We start from the raw sequence: 22,035 nt of genomic DNA, 5'->3' as shown, positions 1-22,035 counted from the left end.
CGCCCGCGCGGGCGAGGGTCGTTGTTGTGTGTGTCAATACGCGCCACGGCCATGCAGGACGACGCCTACGGTCTTGAACAGGATCACGATGTCCCCCACGAACGACCAGTTACGCACGTAGGCCACGTCGAGCGAAATGCGCGTGCCGTAGTCGGTCTCGTTGCGGCCGCTGACCTGCCACGGGCCGGTGATGCCGGGCAGCACGCGCAGGTAGTAGGCCGCCGCGTCGCCGTAGCGCTCCAGCTCCTTCTCCACCACGGGGCGCGGGCCGACCAGGCTCATGTCCCCGCGCACCACGTTCCACAGCTGCGGCAGTTCGTCGATGCTGGTGCGGCGGATAAAGCGGCCCAGCCGGGTGATACGCACGTCGTCTCGCAGCTTGAAATCGCGCTCCCACTCGGCCCGCGCCACGGGGTCCGTGGCCAGCAGCTCCTGCAGCACCGCGTCGGCGTTCATCACCATCGAACGGAACTTCAGGCACTTGAACTTGCGGCCGTTGGCGCCGATGCGGGTATGGCCGAACACGCACGGGCCGCCATCCCTCATCACCAGCAGCGCCACGGTGAGCATCAGTGGCGAGAGCAGCAGCAACAGGGTGAGCGCGGCCGCCGCGTCGAAGGCGCGCTTGACGCCCAGCCCCAGCGCGGGCGGCAGCCGCATCGACATGTCCGCCGGGCCATCGAGCGCAGGCGGCACAAAGGTCGCCATGGCGCCGGGCAACTCGCCCGTCCTCCCGGCACTGCCCGCGCCGCCGGGCACGGGGGGCGTCAGGCGGCGGGTGGCGATGCCGGACTCGGTGAACAGCGATTTGAAAGCTTGGAACATGGCGACTCTCCCGTGGCCAGGGTTAACTTGCGATCGATGTCTCCAGGAGGCGCGCGTCGGCCGGCTGGGCGGCCGCGCGGCGACTGTTTTCAGGTGGTCAGGGGGTCTAGGCGCAGCGCCCGTAGGTGTCCTCGATCCGCACGATGTCGTCTTCGCCGAGATAGGCGCCGGACTGCACTTCGATGATCTCGAGCGGCAGCTTTCCGGGGTTCTCGAGCCGGTGCGTGGTGCCAATCGGGATGTAGGTGGATTCGTTTTCGCTGAGCAGGAACTGCTCTTCGCCACGGGTGACGAGCGCGGTGCCGCGCACCACGGTCCAGTGTTCGGCGCGATGGTGGTGCCGTTGCAGCGAGAGCTTGGCGCCCGGCCGGACCACGATGTGCTTCACCTGGAAGCGCTCGCCGGTGTCGAGCGAGTCGTAGCAGCCCCAGGGACGCTGCACCTTGCGGTGGGAGTCCGCCTCGGTGCCCTGCTGGCGCGCGATCCGCTCGACCAGCCCCTTCACGCCCTGCACATGGGAGCGATCCACCACGAGCACGGCGTCGGCGGTCTCCACCACGATCACGTTGGTGGTGCCCACGCAGGCCACCAGCCGGCCCTCGGAATGGGCGTAGCAGGAGGTGGCGCCCTCGAACAGCACGCGGCCCCGCGCGGCGTTGCCTTCGCCATCCTTGTCGATGGCGTCCCACACGGCGTCCCAGGAGCCGAGGTCGGACCAGCCGGCATCCAGCGGCACCACCACGCCCGGCACGCCATCGGCGCGCGCGAGTTGCTCCATCACCGCGTAGTCGATCGAGTCCGAGGGCACTGCCGCGAACGCCTCCGCGTGCGGATGGAACACCGCGCCGTCGCTGCGGCCGGTGGCAAAGGCATCCGCGCAGGCCGCGTGCATGGCCGGCTGCAGCTGTTGCAGCGTGCGCAGCCAGGTGCTGGCGCGCACCACGAAGATGCCGCTGTTCCACCAGTACTCGCCCGAGGCCACGTACTTGGCCGCCAGTTCGGCGGCAGGCTTTTCCACGAAGGCGTCGATCCGGCGCGCGGCATCGTCGAGCGAGGCGCCCAGCCGGATGTAGCCAAACCCGGTATCGGCGCGCGTCGGCGGCACGCCAAGCGTGACCATCGCGCCCTGCTCGGCAAACCCGGCCGCGCGCAGCACGGCCTGCTGGAAGGCGCCGTTGTCGGCAATTACATGGTCGGCCGGCATGGCCACGAGGATGCAGTCCTCGCCCTCGGCGCAGGCAAGCAGCGCGGCCAGGGTCAGGGCCGGGGCGGTGTTGCGCCCGGCCGGCTCCACCACGATGCGCGCTGCCACGCCGGCTTCGGCCAGCTGCTGGGCGGTCATGAAGCGGTGCGCCTCGCCACAGACGATGATCGGGGCCACCTCACCCATCGCACCGCCCCCTTCCACCAGCCCGGCCAGCCGGCGCGCGGTGGTCTGGAGCAGCGTGTCACCGCCAATCACGTCGATCAGTTGCTTGGGGAAGTGCTTGCGCGAGAGGGGCCAGAGCCGCGTGCCCGAGCCGCCGGCGAGCACCACTGCGGCCAGCCGCAAGCGCACGGCGGGCGCTGCTACCGCGAGGTCCGTCGTGGATTCCATCGTGTCCGTGGTACGCATGTCTGCTCCTGTCCGGGTCGCTGCAACGGGCGAAATGCCTTTTGTTGCAGCGAAGCATAGATGCCCGAAAAAGCAGATCTGACCGCACGGCGGAAAATGCAGAATCTTTGTCCGAATAATCAAGGTGTAACGCTTTTGAAAGTAATTAAGCCTCCACTTTGATCAGGCGAAACGCCGGCTGAATATCGAAAGGATGAATCAGCACGGCATATTTACAAAATCCCGCACCAATATGCGGCGGCGCATGTATTTAGTTCATCGCAATGCCCAAAGCCTGTGCGCACAAGGGATTGCGGCGGATCAGCGACAAGTCTCTGTGCGTTTCCGCGCATTTGAATGAAAATAATGATTCACTTCGGAAACATCGGATGGCGGTGGCGTCGCTTATTCTCCTTTATGCGACGGCGTACAAGTCATGTTCCGCCAATATCGCGTCTTTATCGGCCAGCCGGATTTTGCGGGCAGGCGATATTCGTTATGATGCAACGCAGCAGATGCGATTTTCTTATTCGACATCAGGGGAGCAGCGGCCAATGGATTACCTAGTCGATACGCCAGCGCCGATGCGCACCATCGGCCCGATCCCGATGACCGGCCAGCGCGAGATCCGGCGCATCGGCCTGATGTTGTTCGATGGCTGCTCCCTGCTGACCGCCGGCATCATTGCCGAGGCATTCCGCATGGCGAATGAAATCGCCCTGCAGCGCACCGGCCGGCCCGCCTACCAGTTGTCCCTGCTGTCCCACCGGGGCGGCATCGTTGCCTGCTCCTCCTCCGTGCGGATCTGGACGCAGGGGCTGGACGTGCTGGGCCAACGTGGCTTCAACGCCATCTTCATTGGCTGCAGCGAGCGCGAGCCGTCTGGCGAGCGCGACGCCCGCCTGATGAACGCCATGATCGAGGTCAGCGCCTCGGTCCTGGAGCGCAGCCCCGGAAGCCACCCTCGCGGCCAGCGCACCCCGCCGCCCGCCCAGCCCCGCGTATCACGCGCCATTCCCCAGAAGATTGTCGAAGTGGACGAGATGACGGGCATCAGCCACGTCACCTCGTCCGTGTTCTGGTGCCGCGATGGCGCCGTCTCCGCGCCGGACGTGATGCCCTCGGCCGCCGACATGGCGCTGGCGCAGATCGAGTTCGACCTCGGTTGCGCGATGGCAACCGAAGTGGCCCGCCGCCTGGCTCCGCAGCGCGACACCCCGCTGGCCCGCCAGGACCCGCCCGAACCCGACGACGGCCCCGACATCGCCGCCTCCTCCGAAGCCCTGGAGAAAGTGCGCGCCTCCGCCCGCTGGATCACCGCGCACTACGCGGAAGAGATCTCCGTGGCCGACGCCGCCCGCATCGCCGCCATGAGCGAGCGCAACTACCTGCGCCGCTTCAAATGCGCGCTGGGCATGACCCCGTCCGAATACCTGATCCGTGCCCGGCTGGAGATGATCTGCCGGCTGCTCAAGGAAACCGACCTCCCGGTGGACAAGATCGCCCGCCGCTGCGGCATGGGCAATGGCGACCGCCTTGCCAAGATCTTCCGCAAACGCTTCGAGCTGTCCCCCACCGCCTACCGCAATCTCGACAAGACCGCGCTGCCAGACGCAGCCTAGCTACAGGAGGAGGCAAGAGTCATGCACCAAGATCTGCTGGATGTTGCCAAGCTGGACTGGATGTCGCGCGAGCTTTCGGAGTCCTACAGTGGCGCCGCGCCGTTTCCGCATGTCTGTATCGACAATTTCCTGGACGACGGCCTCTACCGCGAGGCCAGCGCCGCATTCCCCAGCGCCGACGAGAAAGTCTGGTTCACCTTCCGCTCCGCCGCCGAGAACCTGAAGCTCCAGATCCAGGACTTCTACGCCATTCCGCCTGCGCTGCGCGCCCTGATTGTCGAGTTCAACAGTCCCGGCTTCATCCGCTTCCTGGAGCAGCTGTCGGGCATCCAGGGGCTGGTGCCGGACCCCCACCTGCACGGCGGCGGGCTGCACCAGACGCTGCCGGGCGGCCGCCTGGGGCTCCATATCGACTACAACTACCACCTCGAATGGAAGCTGGACCGGCGCCTTAACGTGCTGCTGTACCTGAATGACGAATGGGACGACAACTGGGCCGGCCATCTCCAGCTCTGGGACGAGGAAGTCCAGCACTGCGTGCAGAACATCTCGCCCATCGGCAACCGGCTGGTGGTCTTCAGCACCAACGAGTGCTCCTGGCACGGCCATCCGGTGCCGCTGGCCTGCCCGCCCGGCGTCACGCGCCGCTCGATCGCGCTCTATTACTACACCAACGGGCGCCCGGACCAGGCCTCCGAGGAACACACCACGCGCTTCCGCGCCCGGCCCGGCGAGCGCTTCACCATCACCGCGCGAGACATCCTGCATGGCATGACGCCCCCGTACGCCAAGGCGCTGGCCAAGCGGATCGTCGGGCGATAGCGCTAGTCCACAGGTAACAGGCACCAGGCACCAGGCACCAGGCAAACTACGATGGCAACCCTTCTCGTCACCGGCGGCGCCGGCTTCATCGGCAGCAACTTCGTGCTCGACTGGCTGCGGCGGCACCACGGCGACCGCATCGTCAATGTGGACAAGCTGACCTACGCCGGCAACCGCCGCAGCCTGGCCGCCGTGGAAGGACAACCACGCCACGTCTTCTCCCAGACCGATATCTGCGACCGGGCCGCGCTGGACGCGCTGCTGGCCACCCACCGCCCCCAGGCCGTGGTGCACTTCGCGGCGGAGAGCCACGTGGACCGCTCCATCGCCGATCCGGGCGCCTTTATCCAGACCAATGTGGTCGGTACCTTCACGCTGCTGGAAGCCGCCCGGGCCTATTGGGGGCGCCTGAATGCGGCCGATGCGGACCACTTCCGCTTCCTGCACGTCTCCACCGACGAGGTATTCGGCTCGCTGGGCGCCGACGACCCGCCGTTCTCGGAGTCCACGCCCTACCAGCCCAACAGCCCTTACTCGGCCTCCAAGGCGGCGTCGGACCACCTCGTCCGGTCCTACCACCACACCTACGGGCTGCCGGTGCTGACCACCCACTGCTCGAACAACTACGGCCCCTACCACTTCCCCGAGAAGCTGATCCCGCTGATGATCACCCGCGCGCTGGCCGGCAAGCCATTGCCGGTCTATGGCGACGGCCTCAACGTGCGCGACTGGCTCTACGTGGGCGACCACTGCACGGCCATCCGCACGGTGCTGGCGCGCGGCAGGGTTGGCGAGACCTACAACATCGGCGGCTGGAACGAGAAGTCGAACCTGGACGTGGTGCACACGCTGTGCGACCTGCTCGACGCCCTGCGCCCGAAGGCGAGCGGCTCCTACCGCCAGCAGATCACCTTCGTCACCGACCGCCCCGGCCACGACCGCCGCTACGCCATCGACGCCCGCAAGCTGGAGCGTGAACTGGGCTGGCGGCCCGCCGAAACCTTCGAGACCGGCCTGCGCAAGACCGTGCAGTGGTATCTGGACAACCCCGGCTGGGTCAAGGACGTGACCTCGGGCGAGTACCGCAACTGGATGGCGAGGCAGTATGCCGCCGCATGACACCCCCAGGGACCGCGAGATCCCCACCCTGCTGGTCACCGGCAGCAACGGCCAGGTCGGCTTCGAGCTGCGCCGCAGCCTGGCGCCGCTGGGCCGCGTGGTGGCGCTGGACCGCGCCGGCTGCGACCTGTCGGATCTCGACCAACTCCGGCGCGTGGTGCGCGAAGTCCGCCCGGACGTGATCCTCAACGCTGCCGCCTACACCGCCGTGGACCGGGCGGAGGCGGAGGCCGAGCGCGACACCGCCTTCCGGATCAACGGCGAGGCCGTGGGCGTGCTGGCGGAAGAGGCCCGCGCGCACGGCAGCCTGCTGGTGCACTACTCCACCGACTATGTGTTCGATGGGGCAAAAACCGGTGCTTACTATATAGAGAGCGACCCGACCGGCCCGCTGTCGGTCTATGGCCGGAGCAAGCTCGCCGGCGAGCAGGCCATCGCCGCCGTGGACGCGCCGGCGCTGATCCTGCGCACGTGCTGGGTGGCCGGCGCGCACGGCGCCAATTTCGCCCGCACCATGCTGCGGCTCGGCGCCGAGCGCGACAGCCTGCGCGTGGTGGCGGACCAGTTCGGCGCGCCGACCACCGCAGCACTCATCGCCGATGTCACCGCGCAGATCGTGGCCCGCTACTGGCTGGCCGGCAACCGCGCGGCGTTCCCGGCCGGCCTCTACCATCTGGCCGCCGCCGGCGAAACCAGCTGGCACGGCTATGCCACCGAGGTGATCCGCTACGCCGCCGCGCATGGCTTCCCACTGAAGACGGACCCGGCGCGCATCGCCCCCATTCCCGCCACCGACTATCCGCTGCCGGCGCCGCGCCCGGCAAATTCGCGCCTCGACACCAGCAAGTTGCGCCGCACGTTCGGCATCCACCTGCCGGACTGGCAGCAGGGGCTGCACCTGCTGCTGGACCAGTTGCGCCCGTAAGCCCGTAAGCCCGTAAGCCTGGAGCCTCCCATGACCATGAACGTGACTCGAACCGCCATTCCCGATGTGCTGGTCATCGAACCCAAGGTGTTCGGCGACGATCGGGGCTTCTTCTACGAAAGCTTCAACGGCCCCGAGTTCGAGGCCCTGACCGGGGTGAAGACCAGCTTCGTCCAGGACAACCATTCGCGCTCGGCACGCAATGTCCTGCGCGGCCTCCACTATCAGGTGCGCCATCCGCAGGGCAAGCTGGTGCGTGTGGTGATGGGGGAGGTATTCGACGTGGCGGTGGACCTGCGCAGCAGTTCGCCCACCTTCGGCAAGTGGGTGGGCGTGACGCTCTCGGCCACCAACAAGCGCCAGCTCTGGGTGCCCGAAGGCTTCGCCCACGGCTTCGTGGTCACCTCGGACTATGCCGAGTTCCTCTACAAGACCACGGACACCTGGCACCCCGAACACGAGCGCTCCCTGCTGTGGCGCGACAGCACGCTCCACATCGACTGGCCACTCCAGGGTGAACCGCTGCTCGCGGCCAAGGACGCCGGGGCCAAGACGCTGCGGGAGGCGGAGGTGTTTGCCTAGGCGGATGCGGTCATACAATGGAGCGAGGCCAACTTCGCCCGTCCTGCGGCGCGACCCGAAGTGTTGGTCCAACTTCAGGAGACACGCATGAGTAGCAAGAACACCATTTGCCTGTGGTACAACCGCGACGCGCTCGATGCCGCCAATTTCTATGCCAAGACCTTCCCCGACAGCGCGGTTGGGGCGGTCCACCGCTCGCCGGGCGACTATCCGGACGGCAAGGAGGGCGATGTCCTCACCGTCGAGTTCACCGTCGCCGGCATTCCCTGCGTGGGCCTGAACGGCGGCCCGCACTTCCAGCACAACGAGTCCTTCTCGTTCCAGATTTCCACGGAAGACCAGGCCGAAACCGACCGCCTGTGGAACGCCATCGTCGGCAATGGCGGGCAGGAGAGCGCCTGCGGCTGGTGCAAGGACAAATGGGGGCTGTCGTGGCAGATCTCGCCGCGCGTGCTGGTCGAGGCCGTTACCAGCCAGGACAAGGCGCTGGCCAAACGCGCGTTTAACGCGATGCTGACGATGAAGAAGATCGACATCGCCAGGATCGAGGCGGCCATCCGCGGGGACGGCCAGTGATGGTGGGTTGAACCTGCCCGGCGGGCATGGCAGCATGGCCGGATGCCCGCCGCCGCCCATATCGCCGCCGACACCACCCTCCGCGACCTCGCCCGCCTGCGCCGCGTGCGCGACCGCATCGACCGCGAGTATGCCCAGCCGTTGGACGTCGAGGCGCTGGCCCGGGGTGTCCACATGTCCGCGGGCCACCTCAGCCGCCAGTTCCGGCTGGCCTATGGCGAATCCGTCTATGCCTACCTGATGACGCGGCGCATCGAGCGCGCGATGGCCCTGCTGCGCCGGGGCGACCTGAGCGTCACCGAGGTCTGCTTCGAGGTGGGATGTTCGTCGCTGGGCACCTTCAGCACCCGTTTCACCGAGCTGGTCGGGGTCTCGCCGAGCCGCTACCGGCGCGAGGCCGCCGGCGAGACCGAGGGCATGCCGCCCTGCGTCGCCCGGCAGGTCACGCGACCGATCAGGAATCGAGAAGCGCCGGGAAAGGGGACGGCCTAGACTGCCTGGACCTCAACACGGAACCGGAACCCCCCTCATGAACCTCAGCATTCACTCGGCCTTCCTGCCCCACACCGACCCGGAAACCTCGCTGGCCTTCTACCGGGACGCGCTCGACTTCGAAATCCGCAAGGACGTCGCCTTCGGCGGCAACCGCTGGGTCACGGTCGGCCCCAAGGGCAAACCCGAGACGTCGATCGTCCTGTATCCGCCCAACGCCACGCCCGGCGTGACCGACGACGAACGCCGCACCATCGCCGAAATGATGGCCAAGGGCACCTACGCCATGCTGCTGCTGGGCGCGACCGACCTCGACGCCGCCTTCCAGCGCCTGCAGGACTGGGACGCCGAGATCGTGCAGGAGCCGACCGACCAGCCCTACGGCGTGCGCGACCTGGGCGTGCGCGACCCGGCCGGCAACATGCTCCGCATCCAGCAGCTCAAGTGAGTGAGGTGAGACCGGGCGACACCGCCCGCCTCACAGCATCGACTTGCCCTGCGCGAGGATCTTGTCGCAGACCTGCTTGGTGACTTCGGCCTTGATGCCGGCGGTATTGCTCAGGTCGAGTTGGCGGCCGTTGCTGGTGGAGAGCACGCCGCGCGAGCCGTCGCTGTAGCCGGCGTCCTTGCTGCCGCCTGGCACGGAGCCCAGCAGCTTGTCCTTCACCGCCGAGGTTGCCGAGTCGGCGTTGAGGTAGTTGTTCTTCATGCAGTATTCGATCACCCCGGCGGCATTGCCGGCGCTGCCGGCGCTGAGCGACGACATCGACAGCCCGCTGATGCCACCGAGTCCCCCGCTGGGGGCCGACTTCATCAAGTCGCCGAGCTGCGCGTGGGCCACGCCCGAGAAGGCAGAGAGCGCGACGCCGCACGCGGGAAGGGTCAGCCACGCGGCACGGCGCAGCGTGGCGGGGACGGAAATTTTGGCCATGCGAGACTCCTTGTCCGGCCATGCCGGGAACGGTCTCACCACTATATGCCGGCGTCCGTCGGATCCGATCTGAACGTTTTTGAGATCGCGCGTGGCTTATGCATCACGCACGGCATGCCCCCGGAACATCGACATCCCCTCCGTGATCTGCGCCAGCAGCGCCAGCGCCGCGCCCGGCAGGGGCCGCCCCGCCTTGACCAGCACCCGGGCCTGCGTGTTCCGGAACAGCGGATGGTCGATCGGCACCACGGCCAGTTGCCCGGCAGCGATCTCGCGGTAGGCCGCGAACTCGCCGATCAGCGTCATGAAGTTCTCGTACGCCACGATCTGCTTGAGCGCCGGCAGCGAGTTGGTGGTCAGCGTGGCGTGGATGGTGATGTTCTCGGCAAACTCCAGCATCTTGGCCGCATGGCCGATGCCGAACGACGGCGGCATCAGCGCCAGCGGGTAATCCTGCATGTCCGCGATGCTCGCCGGGCCGCCGCGCAGCGCCAGCGGATGGTCACGCCGCACCAGCAGCACCACCGGCTGGGCCACGCTGGCGCGGTAGGCCACGCGCGGGTGCGGCGGCGGGTTGTAGGCCAGGCCGATATGGGCGCGGCTCTCGGCCACCTCGTTCAGCACGTCGTCCACGGGCAGGCTGACCATGTGGATGTCGAGCTTCGGATAGCGCGCGCAGAACGGCGCCAGCACCTCGTTGACCAGCGCATCGGCAAACCCCTCGCTGATGACCAGCCGCACCTCGCCCTGCTGAAGCCCCTGCAAGGCGTGGAGTTGATCTTCCAGCTTCTCCTGGTGGGAGCGATAGCCGCGCCAGAACTCGAGCAGATGCGCGGCCGCCTCGGTCGGCCGCAGCCCGCGCGGCTGGCGCTCGAACAGCGTCGACCCCAGTTCGTCCTCCAGTAGCCGGATCTGCCGGGTGATGACCGACGGTGACGTGTTGAGGTGCTCCGCCGCGCCCCGGATGGTGCCGTGCGCCATCACCTCCCGAAAGTACCGCAACCGCTGCTGATTGATCTCGCGCATCTCGCCGCCTTCCCTGCGTTGCCTTCGCTACGTTGCCTTCGCTACGTTGCCTTCGCTACGTTGCCTGAGGGGCAACGATACGTGAACTTTGTTGCTGTTGGTAGGTGGGCGCGCCGCTGCCAATATCGAGTGACCCCACGCAGGGCATCCCTCACAGGCATCCCTAGAGAACAGACTGGAGACCGGCAATGCTAGCAATCCCCCAGGAAAGTGCAGTCGACGACACGTCCGCGCTGTACAACAAGATCAACTGGCGATTGCTGCCCTTTCTGCTGATCTGCTACCTGTTCGCCTACCTGGACCGCGTCAACATCGGCTTCGCCAAGCTCCAGATGCAGAGCGACCTGGGGTTCTCGGACGCGGCCTACGGCGTGGGCGCCGGCATCTTCTTCATCGGCTACGTGCTGTTCGAGATCCCGAGCAACCTGATGCTGCCGCGCATTGGCGCGCGCAAGACCTTCAGCCGCATCCTGGTGCTGTGGGGCATTACCTCGGCCTGCATGCTGTTCGTGCGCGATGTGCCGACGTTCTACGCCATGCGCTTCCTGCTCGGCATCTTCGAAGCGGGCTTCGCGCCGGGCATGATCTATTACCTGTCGTGCTGGTACGGGCCGCAGCGCATGGCGCGCGCCATCGCCATCGTCTTCCTGGCCGGGCCGATTGGCGGCATTCTGGGCGCGCCGGCCTCGGCCTGGCTGATGACCTCGCTCGCTGGCGCCGGCAACCTCGCCGGCTGGCAGTGGATGTTCCTGGTGGAGGGCCTGCCCTGCGTGCTGCTGGGCCTGCTGGCGCTGAAGCTGGTGCCGAACAAGCCGTCGGAGGCCACCTGGCTGACCGATCAGGAGCGCCGCATCCTGGAGGCCGACCTCGGCCACGCCGGCGCCGCCCACAGCCACTCGTTCCGGGCCGTGGCGCGCGACAGGCGCATCTATGTGCTGGCCTTCGCCTACTTCTGCATCATCGCGGCGATCTACGCCATCAGCTTCTGGCTGCCCACCCTGATCAAGGCGCAGGGCGTGACGGACACCGTGCAGCTCGGCTGGTACGCGGCGGTGCCCTATATCGGCGCGGCGTTCGGGATGTACTACATGGGCCGGCGCTCGGACCGCAAGAACGAGCGGCGCTTTCACTGCGGCGTGCCCGCGCTGGCTGGCGGCGTGCTGCTCGCCGCCTCCACGCTGGCGGACGGCCACCTGTTCCTGACGCTGGCGCTGCTGACGCTGGGCACCACGGCGCTGTGGATGACCTACACGGTCTTCTGGGCGATTCCGCCCGCCTATATCAAGGGGCCGGCAGCGGCGGGCGGCATCGCGCTGATCAACACCATCGGGCTGTCCGGCGGCTTCTGGGGCCCGGCCATCATCGGCTGGGCCAAGACCGCCACCGGCAGCCTGCACCTTGGCGTGCTGGTCATGGCTTGCCTGCCTGTCCTTGCCGCCCTGATCGTCATCACCAACAAGCTGCCGGCCAACCGGTAGCCACCCATAAGAGGATTCCCATGCAACTGCACATGTCCACCTGGGCCGAAATCGAATCGTTCCTCCAGCGCAGCCGCACCATCGTCGTGCCGATTGGCTCCAACGAGCAGCACGGCCCGACCGGCCTGCTGGGCACCGACTGGCTGTGCCCCGAGATCATCGCGCGGGAGGCGGAGAAATCGGCCGACATCCTGATCGCCCCGACCTTCAATATCGGCATGGCCCAGCATCACCTGGCCTTTGCCGGCACGATCTCGCTGCGGCCGTCCACATTCATCGCCGCCATCGGCGACTGGGTACGCTCCCTCGCCCTGCACGGCTTCGAGAAGATCCTGTTCCTGAACGGGCACGGCGGGAATGTGGCCTCGATCGAGGCGGCGTTCTCGGAGCTGTACGCGGAAGCCAGCTTCGCGCGGCGCCCGGCCGGCTTCGCGCTGAAGCTCGCCAACTGGTGGGACCTGGAAGGCGTGGGCGAACTGGCGCGCGACCAGTTCCCGACCGGGCACGGCGCGCACGCCACGCCCTCCGAGATCGCCATCACGCAATGGGCCTTCCCGGAGTCGGTGAAGACGGCCGACTATGCGCCGCCCATCGCCCCGTCTGGCCCGATCCGCGATGCGCTGGACTTCCGCGCCCGCTTCCCGGACGGCCGGCTGGGCTCCAACCCGGGGCTGGCCACGCGCGAGCGGGGCCGCGCGCTGGTCGAGCTCGCGGCGCAGAGCCTGGCGCGCGAGCTGGCGGCGTTCAGCCAGGAACAGCCGCCAGCCTGAGGTGGACCCCGCCGCTCAGCGCGGCACCAGTTCCACGCGCTCGGTGGTGGCCTTTTCCACCGCCTTGCGCGTGTAGACCAGCGGGAAGTACTCCCCCTTGGCCCACAGCGGCGCCAGATCGCGGTAGTGCGGGCTGGCCGGGTTGCCCGACTGCCCCGGCGTGTTCACCGCGCGCGAGGCGTCCCAGTTGCCCACGTCCAGCACCATCCGGAACGAGGCCCCGGCGGTGAGCTGGAAGTCATTGTTGCGATAGCTGGTGTTCATCGGCGTGAATGACGATCCGCCGATCGGCCCCGCGTTCACGTCGTACTGCTGGCGCTGGGCGGGGTCGAGGATGGCGTTGAGGGGATGGTTGAACACGGCGGTGTGCAGCTTGCCCCACTGCCACGCCGCCGGGTCCGGCCCGAGGGACTTCTCGACCTCGGCCATGGCCGACTTCAGCGAGCTGAGCATGATCTCGTTGCGGCGCTCCACGGTCATCCAGCTGGCGGGCTGCTCCATCACCGCGATCACCCGGGTGGCATCGCCCGCCCCCACCAGCTTGGCCGCTTCCGGCGACAGCGCCCCGCGCACGATGGCCGTGCGCAGATGCTTGCTGAACCAGACCTCGAACAGCGCCGCCGCCGCGCTGTTGGCGCGCTCGTTGCCGTCCCAGTTGCGCAGCAGGTCCAGCCCGCGCTGGACCTGCGCGTCCGGGCTGTTGAGCGGCTTGAGCAGCGCCACCACGCGCTGAGCCGGCAGGGACACCGTGTCGTTCTGCCACGCCATCGAGTCCGCCACCGAACTGCGCGACTTGGCCCCCACCACTGCCTTGAGCCGCTGGGCACGCGAACTGTCGCTCCATTCATAGCCCACGCCAATCTTCGCGGCCGGATGGTTGGCCGGGATGTTGTTCTCGTTGGCGGTGACCACGTAGCCCGGCGTCGGGTTGTAGGCCCACGGCAGTTCGTCCATGTTGCGATAGCCGGCCCACTCGTAGCGGCCATCGCCGGGCACCGGCGTCAGGCCGTCCCAGTTGGGCCGGTTCACGGTCAGGCCGCCCGGAATCCAGCCGATATTGCCCGAGGTATCCGCGTAGACCTGGTTCTCGCCCGGCGCGCCCCAGCGGTTCATCGCCGCGCGGAACTGGTCCCAGTTGCGCGCGCGCATGTAGTCCATCGACCCGAAATACGGCGCCATGCCGTAGTCCAGCCACGCGGCGCGCAGCACCCAGGCGCGCTGGGTCCTGGCGTCGGCGTAGAGCACCGGGCCGTGGCGCGTGTAGTCGATGGTCACCGTGCGCGGCGTGGCCTCCCCGCGCACCGCGATCTGCTCGGTGACGGTTTCCATCGGCTCCCAGCGGCCCTTGTAGCGGTACTCGCGCGCCTGCCCGGGGTTGGTCTCGTAGACGTAGAGGTCTTCCTGATCCATGTAGAACCGGGTCAGGCCGAAGGCGATGGTGCCGTTATGGCCAATCGAGATGCCTGGCAGGAACGGCTCGCCGGCGCCGATCACGGACAATCCCGGCGCGTTCAGGTGGCTGATGTAGCGCAGGCTCGGCGCGCCGTGCGCGCGGTGCGGGTCATTGGCGAGGATCGGCCGGCCCGTGGTGGTGCGGCTGCCCGCGATGACCCAGTTGTTCGAGCCCAGGCTGCGGCCGGTGTCGCTGGACGCATCGACCATCGCATAGAGCTGGTCCACCGGCACGTTCCCAGCCCCCGCGGCCGCAGCCTTGCTGGCGCCCGGTGTCCACCACTCCTTCGGAAAGCGCGGCGCGGCCGTGGCCAGCGCGTAGGCCTGCTTCAGCTCGGCCACGGGCAGCGCGCAGGGGTCCAGCCCCTCGGGCAGCTTCGGCTCGACCGGCGGATCGAGTTCGCGGCGCACCCAGTCGGCGCGCACCGCGTTGGCCTTGCCTTCGCAGAACACCGCCGCGCGGTCCATCTCGCCCGTGAAATTGAGCGTCAGGCCGTGGTGGCGAATCCGCACGATGTCTTCGGCGCGCCAGAGCGCCGGCTTGTAGTTCAGCACCCGGAACTCGGGCGGCAGCAGCGCCGGGTTGGCCTCCGTCTGCGCCACGTAGGCGTTCACGCCGGCCACGAAGGCTTCGGCCACGCGCTTGGCGTCTGAGCCGTAGGCCAGCCACTCCCGGTACATATCGCCCCGGAACAGCACCGCGCGCGCCATGCGGTCCCCCTCGACATAGGCCGGCCCGAAGTCCTTGGCCATCTCGCCGAGCCCGCGCTTGCGCCAGAGGTCGATCTGCCAGAGGCGGTCGCGCGCGGCCATGAAGCCCTGCGCGTAGAAAGCGTCGTAGAGCGTGCCGGCGTAGATATGGGGCACGCCCCATTTGTCGATCAGGATGCTGGCCGGCTTCTCCAGCCCCGGCACCGCGAAGCGGTCTGGGCCGGCGGCGAGGGCGGCGGGGGTGCTGAGGGTGGTGAGGCTGGAGAGCGTGGCAAGACAAGCGAGCGCGGCGGCAGTGCGCCGCAGCGGACGGGAATGGTGAAGCATTGTGTCTCCTCTTCGGGGCCTGTTGAATCAGGACTCATGAGGATAGACGAATGTGGCGCCGATGGGGCCGATACGGCGATCGTGCGCCGCCGCAATACAGGCGTTTCAGGTTCAGTAAACGTCCCGACGGTAGCGCCCGTCCTCGGTCATCGCCTGCAAAGCGTCTTCGCCGGTGATGCCGGCGAGCGCCGCGTGCACGCTGCCGGCCATGCCCTGCAGGCTGCCGCAGACATAGATCGCCGCGCCTTCGGCCAGCCATGCGCGGATGGCGTCGGCCTGCGCCGTCACGGCGTCCTGCACGTAGTGCGGCACGCAACCATCGCGCGACCACGCACGGTCGATGCGCTGCAACACACCTTGCTCCTGCCACGCGCGCAGTTCTGCACCGTGGAAGTCGTCATGGGCGGCGGAACGCTCGCCAAACAGCAGCCAGTTGCGCCGATGCCCGGCGGCCGCGCGGGCCTTCAGCAGCGCGCGCAGGCCGGCCAGGCCCGTGCCGTTGCCGATCAGGATCAGCGGGCGGTCATCGGCAGGCGGATGAAACGCGCGATTGGCGCGCACGCGCAGCGCGATATGCGTGCCCTCGGGGGCATGGACGGTCAGCCAGCCGGAAGCCAGCCCCAGCCGGCCATCGTCATGACGGGTCTCGCGCACGAGCAGTTCGAGCCGGCCATCGGCGGGCAGCGAGGCAATCGAATACTCGCGGTGCGGCAGGGCCGGCAGGGCGTCGATCAGCGCCTGCGGGGCCAGGCCGGCCATGGTGTCGAGATGGGCATCGGGCAGCGGCAGGCGCGTGGCCAGCGCCTCGGCCAGCGTCATGGGGCGGCTGTCGCAGCGGACCGGCGTGGCGCCATCGAGGGAGAGACGGGTCAGCAGGGTCGCCACCACGTCCGGCGGCTGGCAGGGGCCGACCTCCGCGATGTCGCCAGCCGTCCACGCCAGATCGCTGGGATCTTCGGGCACCAGCGCGAGGTGCCAGGCCGGCGCCCCCTGGCTGCCGGCGTTGAGCAGCCGGCGCTCCACCAGCTGCCAGCGGCCATAGCGCGGGCGCTCCCAGTCGGCAATCTCCGCGCCGCCGCCGAGCGCGGAGAGATGGTTCTGCCAGTGGCGCAGCGCGCCGGGGTCGCCGTTGTCCACCTCGACCATGTCGAACAGCGGCTGGGCGTGATGGCGCTGCAACCAGCCGGACAGCGTGTGCCCGAAGGCGCAGAAGCGCGCGTAGCTGCTATCGCCCAGCGCGAGAATGCCGTAGCGCAACTGGCGCAGCGATTCCGGCGCGGCGCCGGACACCAGCTTGCGCGTGAAGCCGGAGGCGGTATCGGGCGCGTCGCCCTCGCCTGTCGTGCTGACCAGGAACAGCGCCTGCCCGCAGGCGGCCAGCCGCGCGCCGTCCAGCTCGGCAAAGGACAGGACTTGCACCGGCAGCCCGGCGCCTTGCAGCGCGCGGGCGGTTTGCATCGCCAGTTGCTCGGCGAAGCCGGTCTGGCTGGCGTAGGCCACCAGCGTCGGGCGCGCGGCGCCGTTGTCCTGCTGAATGAGCCCCACCCGCGCCGCGCGGCGGCGGCGATGCTGGGCGAGGATGGCGGCGCAGAAGCCCGCATAGGCCGCCACCACGCCGGCGGCCATCGCCATCCGCTCCGGGGACAGCACGGCCAGCGCGACGCCGGCAAGGCACACGGCCCAGGGCCACAGGCGTCCCACGGTCATGACAGCATGGCGGCGAACGCCGGCGAGGTAAGTTCATCGAAGCCGCGCGGCGTGCGGACCAGGAAGCGCGCCGCCAGCGCATGGCGCCGCGCGAAGTCCATGCCCGCCTGCGGGCCAAGCACGGTCAGCGCCGTGGAGAAGGCATCGGCCAGCATGCAGTCCCGGTGGATCACCGTCACCGAAGCCAGCGCGTGCGCCGCCGGGTAACCGGTGCGCGGGTCGATCGTATGGGCGAAACGGCGGCCGTCCTGCTCGAAGTAGCGGCGATAGTCGCCGGACGTGGCGATGGACAGCCCGAGCAGCGCCACCAGCGTGCGGGCGGCGCCGTGGGCGTTCCCACTCCCGGTCCCGTTCCCCCCTGGGGATTCCAGTTCCACCCACCACGGCATGCCGTCCGGCTTCAGGCCCTGCCCGCGCAGCTCGCCGCCGATCTCGACCAGATGATGGGTGATGCCGCGCGCGTCCAGATGGCGGGACACCGCATCGACGGCAAACCCCTTGGCGATGGCGCAGAAGTCCAGCGCGAGCCCGCCCGGCTGGCGCGCCCGGCGGTGGGTCACATCGACCTCGAGTCGCTGCCAGCCGCAGGGCTGGCGCACGCGCGCCACGTCGTCCGGGGTGGGCGCGGTCTGGCGCGCATGCGCCAGCCCTGCGGGGCCGAAGCCCCACAGGTCCACCAGCGGCCCGGCGCTCGGGTCGTAGGCGCCGCCACTGTCGCGCGCCACCTGCAGCGCGGCCTGGAGCACCGTGAAGCAATCCTCGGGCAGCGTGACCCAGGTATCGGCGGCAGCGCGGTTGAAGCGGCTCAGGTCCGAGGTCTCGGACCAGTTGCTCATCTGGGCGATGACGTTGGCGAGTACCGTCTCGATCCCGGCTTCGATCCCTGCATCCCCATCGCCTGCCAGCACCGCCGACACCGACCACGTGGTGCCCATGGTCCGCCCGGCCCACTGCCGCACGTGGCCGTCCGCCACCGGTGTGGGCGGCGGGGCGGTCAGCGAGGTGGGGATCAGAACGCGCTGCATCGGCCGGGCTTACTGGGGCAGCACTTCCACGGTCACGGCGTAGCCCGCGCGGCGGGCCTTGGCCTGCTTGACCGAGGTTTTGTCGTCACGCACATCGGCTTCCATCCAGTACATACCCGGGGCCGGCCACTTGACGCTGAACTTGCCGTCCGCGTCCGTGGTGACACTCATGTCGTTGAGCTTGTCGCGATAGCGGATGCCGCCCGGCACGATCTCCACCTTCAGGTTGCTGGCCGGCTTGCCGTCCAGCAGCAGGCGGAAGCTGGCCGTGTCGCCCGCCACGAGGTCGTTCGGGTGGGTGATCGGGGCCAGCTCCAGGCCGCGGCCCGTGGTCGACAGCGCCTGCTTCGACGGCTTGCCGGCAGTGACGAAGGCTTCCACGCGGCCGGCGTTCTCGGTTACCTGCAGGTCCTGCGCGTTGGCCGGCACGTTGCTGGCCAGCGCCTCGGCGGTGCCGCGCCAGCGCTTGGTCTGGCCGCCTTCCTTCCACGAGGCGAACACGCCCTGGTTGACCACGGCCACGCGGTAGGTGCCCGGCTGCGTCAGGTGCAGGTCGAAGGTGCTGCGGTACTTGCCGGTGGCGGCGTTCTCGGCCTTCACGGCGGCGCCATCGGGGCCGGTGACGACGAGGTTGTCGAGCCGCATCGGCACGTGTTCGAAGTAGAACAGGTCGTTGGAGACGGCAGCGTCAACGGTCACCCAGGCGTCGTTGCCGGACAGCACGGTGGCCGACGGCAGCAGCCACTGGCGGTGGGCGTGGGCGGCCAGCGGGGCCAGGGCGGCCAGCGCCAGCACGGCGGCGCGCATGGCAAGGCGTTGCGGGAAACGGGCAGGCTTGTTCATCGTCAGGCTCCAGTCAATCCAGTCAATCCAGTCAAAACGGGGTGAGAACGGCGGATGGGTCAGGGCTTCAGGTCGACGGTGACGCCGCCGAGTTCATGCTCGCCCTTGGCGCGGGCCGTCTGCGCGGACTGCGGCGGCCACGTGAAGGGCACGCGCACCAGCTCGCGGCCGCCCACTTCGCGCGCGGCCTCCACCACCAGCTGGTAGTCGCCGGCGGGCAGCTTGCCGAGCGGCGACTTGCCGTCCTTGAACGACACCGCGTGCTCGCCCGGCGCGCGGGTGGCGCCGGAGATGCCATCGGCAGGCATCTGCATGTCGCGGCCGGCCTTGCGCCACCACTGGCGCATGTCCTTGAGCCACTTGGTGCCCTCGCCGTCCTTGAGCTTGCCGTCGTACCAGACCGCCAGCGTGGAGACGGGGCTCTGGTCGGCACGCTCCACCCACATCGCCACGTAGGGGCGGTGGTACTCGGCCACGGTGAGGCGGGGAATTTCCACCTTGACGTTCAGATCGGCGGCCATGGCGGGCGCCAGCGGCGCGGCGGCAAGGCCAGTCATGGTCACGGTAAGGAGTCGGCGCATCGGAACTACCTTTTCTGGTTGGAAGGAATGCAAATCAGTGAATGAACACGATGGCGAGCAGCAGCGGCACCACCAGCCCTGCGCCCACCAGCGGCCACGTGGCCGCGCGGCCACCGGCGTGCAGCTTCAGCAGGAACAGCCCGGTGAGGCTGAAGACGAGGCACGCGAAGGCGAACACATCGAGGAACAGGCTCCACGCGTGGCCCGTGTTGCGGCCCTTGTGCAGATCGTTGAAATACGAGATCCAGCCGCGCGAGGTGGCTTCGTATTGCACCTCGCCGCTGTCCAGCGCCACGCTGACCCAGGCGTCGCCGCCGGGGCGTGGCAGGGCCACGTAGAGTTCATCGGCAGACCATTCGGCCTCGCGCCCCTCGGCATCCACATGGAGGGACGCCGACAGCCACTGGGCTAGCGCGGGCGGCACCGGCGTTTTTTCGGTCTTCCGGGCGGCACCGGCCGGGGCCGCTTGCCGCAGGGCGGCCAGCACCTCGCGCGGTGCGGTGTCGCCGCGCGTGACCACGCTGGGCCGGGCCTCGATCTGGCCGGCATGGTTCAGCGTGAAGCCGGTGATGGCGAACAGCATCATCCCGATCAGGCAGATCGCGGAACTGATCCAGTGCCACTGGTGAAGGTGCTTGAGCCAGAAGGCGCGGCGCTGCTGGCCCGAGGCCGGCTGGTTGTCTGTCATGCGGGAGAAAAATGGGAGGTGCGCCGGTGCGCGGCGGCCTGTCAATCAGCCGCAACCGGCGGATGATAATCGTTCTCATTTGTTGGGGCAATCCGACATGACGTAATCAGCACACCGCTCCTGGTTACGTTGCGTTACAGCCCCAGCGGTGGGCGGTCGGAGAACCCATGCGCCTCTCTCATCACCTAACCCTATCAGTGTTTCCCCCCGATCAAGATCCTTGATGACCGCGCCGTTATGGCACCCATAGAGGGCGACAAAGAGATCGCCCCGAACGGGTTTCAGACATGGAAAAGGAGGAAATCGAATGCTGCAAAATCTCAGCCTGAGAAAGAAGCTCATGCTGCCCCTGGTGTTGAGCTGGATCTGCCTGCTGGCCATCACCCTCTGGAATGCCTGGGAAATGCGCGCGCTGCGCTTGCACGATCGCAAGCTGTCGCTCGAGCAGGTGACCGATGTCGCCAACTCCATCGTCACCGAGTACGAGGCGATGGCGCGGGCCGGCAAGCTGCCGGTGGAAGAGGCCCAGAAGCAGGCGCTGGACCGCGTGCGCGCACTGCGCTTTGGCGCGGACGGCTATTTCACCGTGATGCGTTCTGATCACGTGGTGCTCATGCATGCCATCAAGAAGGAGCTGGATGGCAAGAACATGGGCGACATGAAGGACCCCAACGGGGTCTACCTGTTCCGGGAGATTGCCGCGCTGGGCAAGAACCCGGGCCACGGCTTCGTCGAATACCTGTGGCCCAAGCCGGGCGCCGAGGCGCCCCAGCCCAAGCTGAGCTACGTGCTGAACTTCAAGCCGTGGGACTGGAACTTCATCGCCGGGCTCTACCTCGATGACATCCACGCTGAATTCCGCCAGTCGCTGTGGGAAGCGCTGGCCTGGCTGCTGGGCGTGGGCGCGCTGATGAGCGTGGTGATGGTGCGGGTGTCCGTCAGCCTGCAGAAGCAGCTGGGGGGTGAGCCCGCGCTGACCTCGCAGATCGCGGCGCGCATCGCCGAGGGCGACCTCGCCTCGCACGTGCAGACCGCGCCCAACGATCAGGAAAGCGTGCTCTACAACATGCAGCAGATGCAGGCGCGCCTGACCGGTGCCATCGGACAAATCCGAAGCTCGGCCGATTCGATCGCCGGCGCGGCGCGCCAGATCGCCGCGGGCAACGTGGACCTGTCGCGCCGCAGCGAGGAGCAGGCCGCCTCGCTCGAGGAAACCGCCGCGAGCATGGAGGAGCTGACCAGCACGGTGCGCCAGAGCGCGGACAACGCCCGGCAGGCGTCGCGGCTGGCCGAGGGCGCCTCGGACATCGCCGTGCGCGGCGGCGAGATCGTGCACCAGGTGGTGGGTACCATGGGCGAGATCAAGGCGGCCTCCGGCAAGGTGGTGGACATCATCGGCGTGATCGAGGGCATCGCCTTCCAGACCAACATCCTGGCGCTGAACGCGGCGGTGGAAGCCGCCCGGGCCGGCGAGCAGGGCCGCGGCTTCGCCGTGGTGGCCGGCGAGGTGCGCAGCCTGGCCCAGCGCTCGGCCACGGCGGCGAAGGAGATCAAGGCCCTGATCGACAACTCGGCCCAGCGCGTGGAAGACGGCGCGGTGCTGGTGGAAGGCGCCGGCCGCGCCATGGAGGAGATCGTGGAAGCGGTGAAGCGCGTGACGGACCTGATGGGCGAGATGCGCGCCGCCACCGAGGAACAGACCGGCGGCATCGAGCAGGTGAACCAGGCGGTGTCGCAAATGGACCAGATGGCGCAGCAGAACGCGGCGCTGGTGGAGGAAGCCACGGCCGCAGCGGCGTCGCTGGAAGACCAGGCAGACGCCCTGCACCGGGCGGTGGGGCAGTTCAGGTTGGCAGGCGCAATCTGAAGCCGGTGTTTCGATAAGGGTGGTGAAGCCCGGTGTTGAAGCCCGCAGGCCGGTTTGGCTGCGGGCTTTTTT

The 22,035-nt window shown here is 68.4% G+C and carries 20 protein-coding genes and 1 pseudogene; 11 read left to right on the top strand and 10 right to left on the bottom strand.

What is annotated here, in order from left to right; translation table 11 throughout:
• Positions 1-33: 33 nt before the first annotated feature.
• Positions 34-630 (bottom strand): annotated as a pseudogene (locus SB751_RS25065) (sugar transferase); the annotation flags it as partial.
• Positions 631-931: 301 nt separating this feature from the next.
• On the bottom strand, positions 932-2,440 hold the full coding sequence (locus SB751_RS25060; RefSeq protein ID WP_409558920.1) for a mannose-1-phosphate guanylyltransferase/mannose-6-phosphate isomerase: 1,509 nt from the start codon (positions 2,438-2,440) through the stop codon (positions 932-934).
• Positions 2,441-2,973: 533 nt separating this feature from the next.
• Between SB751_RS25060 and SB751_RS25055 the strand changes: the two genes are divergently transcribed.
• From SB751_RS25055 to SB751_RS25020, 8 genes are all read left to right on the top strand, one after another.
• On the top strand, positions 2,974-4,041 hold the full coding sequence (locus SB751_RS25055) for a GlxA family transcriptional regulator (RefSeq protein WP_186296821.1): 1,068 nt from the start codon (positions 2,974-2,976) through the stop codon (positions 4,039-4,041).
• A 21-nt stretch (positions 4,042-4,062) separates the two neighbouring features.
• Entirely contained in the window at positions 4,063-4,863 is an 801-nt protein-coding gene (locus SB751_RS25050; protein ID WP_144197581.1) for a 2OG-Fe(II) oxygenase, read from the top strand.
• A gap of 51 nt (positions 4,864-4,914) precedes the next feature.
• Positions 4,915-5,982 (top strand): dTDP-glucose 4,6-dehydratase, encoded by a 1,068-nt coding sequence (gene rfbB / locus SB751_RS25045; protein ID WP_144197580.1) that lies wholly within the window; start codon positions 4,915-4,917, stop codon positions 5,980-5,982.
• Positions 5,969-6,907: a dTDP-4-dehydrorhamnose reductase gene (rfbD, locus tag SB751_RS25040; protein WP_410748661.1), complete on the top strand. Its 939-nt coding sequence runs from the start codon at positions 5,969-5,971 to the stop codon at positions 6,905-6,907. Before rfbB ends, rfbD begins: the two co-directional genes overlap by 14 nt.
• Before the next feature lie 30 nt (positions 6,908-6,937).
• On the top strand, positions 6,938-7,489 hold the full coding sequence (gene rfbC / locus SB751_RS25035; protein ID WP_211942718.1) for a dTDP-4-dehydrorhamnose 3,5-epimerase: 552 nt from the start codon (positions 6,938-6,940) through the stop codon (positions 7,487-7,489).
• Positions 7,490-7,576: 87 nt separating this feature from the next.
• Positions 7,577-8,065 carry a VOC family protein gene (locus tag SB751_RS25030; RefSeq protein ID WP_144197577.1) on the top strand — a complete coding sequence of 163 codons (489 nt, stop codon included), beginning with the start codon at positions 7,577-7,579 and terminating at the stop codon, positions 8,063-8,065.
• A 42-nt stretch (positions 8,066-8,107) separates the two neighbouring features.
• On the top strand, positions 8,108-8,557 hold the full coding sequence (locus SB751_RS25025; protein ID WP_211942717.1) for a helix-turn-helix transcriptional regulator: 450 nt from the start codon (positions 8,108-8,110) through the stop codon (positions 8,555-8,557).
• Between the two features lie 37 nt (positions 8,558-8,594).
• Positions 8,595-9,005, top strand: coding sequence for a VOC family protein (locus SB751_RS25020; RefSeq protein WP_211942716.1), 411 nt, complete (start codon positions 8,595-8,597; stop codon positions 9,003-9,005).
• Between the two features lie 30 nt (positions 9,006-9,035).
• On the opposite strand, the gene SB751_RS25015 is transcribed toward SB751_RS25020, so the two are convergent.
• Both SB751_RS25015 and SB751_RS25010 read right to left on the bottom strand, forming a co-directional pair.
• Positions 9,036-9,488 (bottom strand): DUF2501 domain-containing protein, encoded by a 453-nt coding sequence (locus tag SB751_RS25015; protein ID WP_144197574.1) that lies wholly within the window; start codon positions 9,486-9,488, stop codon positions 9,036-9,038.
• Positions 9,489-9,584: 96 nt separating this feature from the next.
• On the bottom strand, positions 9,585-10,514 hold the full coding sequence (locus SB751_RS25010) for a LysR family transcriptional regulator (RefSeq protein ID WP_144197573.1): 930 nt from the start codon (positions 10,512-10,514) through the stop codon (positions 9,585-9,587).
• 188 nt (positions 10,515-10,702) lie between these two features.
• Between SB751_RS25010 and SB751_RS25005 the strand changes: the two genes are divergently transcribed.
• Positions 10,703-11,992: an MFS transporter gene (locus tag SB751_RS25005; RefSeq protein ID WP_211942715.1), complete on the top strand. Its 1,290-nt coding sequence runs from the start codon at positions 10,703-10,705 to the stop codon at positions 11,990-11,992.
• A gap of 20 nt (positions 11,993-12,012) precedes the next feature.
• Positions 12,013-12,762, top strand: a complete 750-nt coding sequence (locus tag SB751_RS25000) for a creatininase family protein (protein ID WP_144197571.1) — start codon at positions 12,013-12,015, stop codon at positions 12,760-12,762.
• A 15-nt stretch (positions 12,763-12,777) separates the two neighbouring features.
• On the opposite strand, the gene SB751_RS24995 is transcribed toward SB751_RS25000, so the two are convergent.
• The 6 genes from SB751_RS24995 to SB751_RS24970 all read right to left on the bottom strand — a co-directional run bounded on the left by SB751_RS24995 (position 12,778) and on the right by SB751_RS24970 (position 20,096).
• Positions 12,778-15,252: a penicillin acylase family protein gene (locus SB751_RS24995; RefSeq protein ID WP_211942714.1), complete on the bottom strand. Its 2,475-nt coding sequence runs from the start codon at positions 15,250-15,252 to the stop codon at positions 12,778-12,780.
• Between the two features lie 111 nt (positions 15,253-15,363).
• Positions 15,364-16,959 (bottom strand): sulfite reductase subunit alpha, encoded by a 1,596-nt coding sequence (locus SB751_RS24990; protein ID WP_144197569.1) that lies wholly within the window; start codon positions 16,957-16,959, stop codon positions 15,364-15,366.
• Positions 16,956-17,984, bottom strand: a complete 1,029-nt coding sequence (locus SB751_RS24985; RefSeq protein ID WP_144197568.1) for an FAD:protein FMN transferase — start codon at positions 17,982-17,984, stop codon at positions 16,956-16,958. The genes SB751_RS24990 and SB751_RS24985 overlap by 4 nt, the downstream gene beginning before the upstream one ends.
• A 9-nt stretch (positions 17,985-17,993) precedes the next feature.
• Positions 17,994-18,827, bottom strand: coding sequence for a DUF4198 domain-containing protein (locus tag SB751_RS24980; protein WP_144197567.1), 834 nt, complete (start codon positions 18,825-18,827; stop codon positions 17,994-17,996).
• A 59-nt stretch (positions 18,828-18,886) separates the two neighbouring features.
• A complete protein-coding gene (locus tag SB751_RS24975; protein WP_144197566.1) occupies positions 18,887-19,408 on the bottom strand; it encodes a DUF2271 domain-containing protein in 522 nt (173 codons plus the stop codon).
• A 34-nt stretch (positions 19,409-19,442) separates the two neighbouring features.
• Positions 19,443-20,096, bottom strand: coding sequence for a PepSY-associated TM helix domain-containing protein (locus tag SB751_RS24970; protein WP_144197565.1), 654 nt, complete (start codon positions 20,094-20,096; stop codon positions 19,443-19,445).
• Between the two features lie 307 nt (positions 20,097-20,403).
• On the opposite strand from SB751_RS24970, the gene SB751_RS24965 reads away from it, so the two are divergent.
• Positions 20,404-21,963 (top strand): methyl-accepting chemotaxis protein, encoded by a 1,560-nt coding sequence (locus SB751_RS24965; RefSeq protein WP_144197564.1) that lies wholly within the window; start codon positions 20,404-20,406, stop codon positions 21,961-21,963.
• The last annotated feature ends 72 nt before the right edge of the window (positions 21,964-22,035 follow it).

The organism is Cupriavidus sp. SIMBA_020 (genome assembly GCF_046535395.1).
Taxonomy (GTDB): Bacteria; Pseudomonadota; Gammaproteobacteria; order Burkholderiales; family Burkholderiaceae; genus Cupriavidus; species Cupriavidus campinensis.
This window is presented reverse-complemented; position numbering and strand designations above follow the sequence as displayed.

Excerpts from the sequence above, each read along its gene's own strand:
- SB751_RS25060 (WP_409558920.1), bottom strand. The coding sequence starts at position 2,440 with ATGCGTACCACGGACACGATGGAATCCACGACGGACCTCGCGGTAGCA.
- SB751_RS25055 (WP_186296821.1), top strand. The coding sequence starts at position 2,974 with ATGGATTACCTAGTCGATACGCCAGCGCCGATGCGCACCATCGGCCCG.
- SB751_RS25050 (WP_144197581.1), top strand. The coding sequence starts at position 4,063 with ATGCACCAAGATCTGCTGGATGTTGCCAAGCTGGACTGGATGTCGCGC.
- rfbB (WP_144197580.1), top strand. The coding sequence starts at position 4,915 with ATGGCAACCCTTCTCGTCACCGGCGGCGCCGGCTTCATCGGCAGCAAC.
- rfbD (WP_410748661.1), top strand. The coding sequence starts at position 5,969 with ATGCCGCCGCATGACACCCCCAGGGACCGCGAGATCCCCACCCTGCTG.
- rfbC (WP_211942718.1), top strand. The coding sequence starts at position 6,938 with ATGACCATGAACGTGACTCGAACCGCCATTCCCGATGTGCTGGTCATC.
- SB751_RS25030 (WP_144197577.1), top strand. The coding sequence starts at position 7,577 with ATGAGTAGCAAGAACACCATTTGCCTGTGGTACAACCGCGACGCGCTC.
- SB751_RS25025 (WP_211942717.1), top strand. The coding sequence starts at position 8,108 with ATGCCCGCCGCCGCCCATATCGCCGCCGACACCACCCTCCGCGACCTC.
- SB751_RS25020 (WP_211942716.1), top strand. The coding sequence starts at position 8,595 with ATGAACCTCAGCATTCACTCGGCCTTCCTGCCCCACACCGACCCGGAA.
- SB751_RS25015 (WP_144197574.1), bottom strand. The coding sequence starts at position 9,488 with ATGGCCAAAATTTCCGTCCCCGCCACGCTGCGCCGTGCCGCGTGGCTG.
- SB751_RS25010 (WP_144197573.1), bottom strand. The coding sequence starts at position 10,514 with ATGCGCGAGATCAATCAGCAGCGGTTGCGGTACTTTCGGGAGGTGATG.
- SB751_RS25005 (WP_211942715.1), top strand. The coding sequence starts at position 10,703 with ATGCTAGCAATCCCCCAGGAAAGTGCAGTCGACGACACGTCCGCGCTG.
- SB751_RS25000 (WP_144197571.1), top strand. The coding sequence starts at position 12,013 with ATGCAACTGCACATGTCCACCTGGGCCGAAATCGAATCGTTCCTCCAG.
- SB751_RS24995 (WP_211942714.1), bottom strand. The coding sequence starts at position 15,252 with ATGCTTCACCATTCCCGTCCGCTGCGGCGCACTGCCGCCGCGCTCGCT.
- SB751_RS24990 (WP_144197569.1), bottom strand. The coding sequence starts at position 16,959 with ATGACCGTGGGACGCCTGTGGCCCTGGGCCGTGTGCCTTGCCGGCGTC.
- SB751_RS24985 (WP_144197568.1), bottom strand. The coding sequence starts at position 17,984 with ATGCAGCGCGTTCTGATCCCCACCTCGCTGACCGCCCCGCCGCCCACA.
- SB751_RS24980 (WP_144197567.1), bottom strand. The coding sequence starts at position 18,827 with ATGAACAAGCCTGCCCGTTTCCCGCAACGCCTTGCCATGCGCGCCGCC.
- SB751_RS24975 (WP_144197566.1), bottom strand. The coding sequence starts at position 19,408 with ATGCGCCGACTCCTTACCGTGACCATGACTGGCCTTGCCGCCGCGCCG.
- SB751_RS24970 (WP_144197565.1), bottom strand. The coding sequence starts at position 20,096 with ATGACAGACAACCAGCCGGCCTCGGGCCAGCAGCGCCGCGCCTTCTGG.
- SB751_RS24965 (WP_144197564.1), top strand. The coding sequence starts at position 20,404 with ATGCTGCAAAATCTCAGCCTGAGAAAGAAGCTCATGCTGCCCCTGGTG.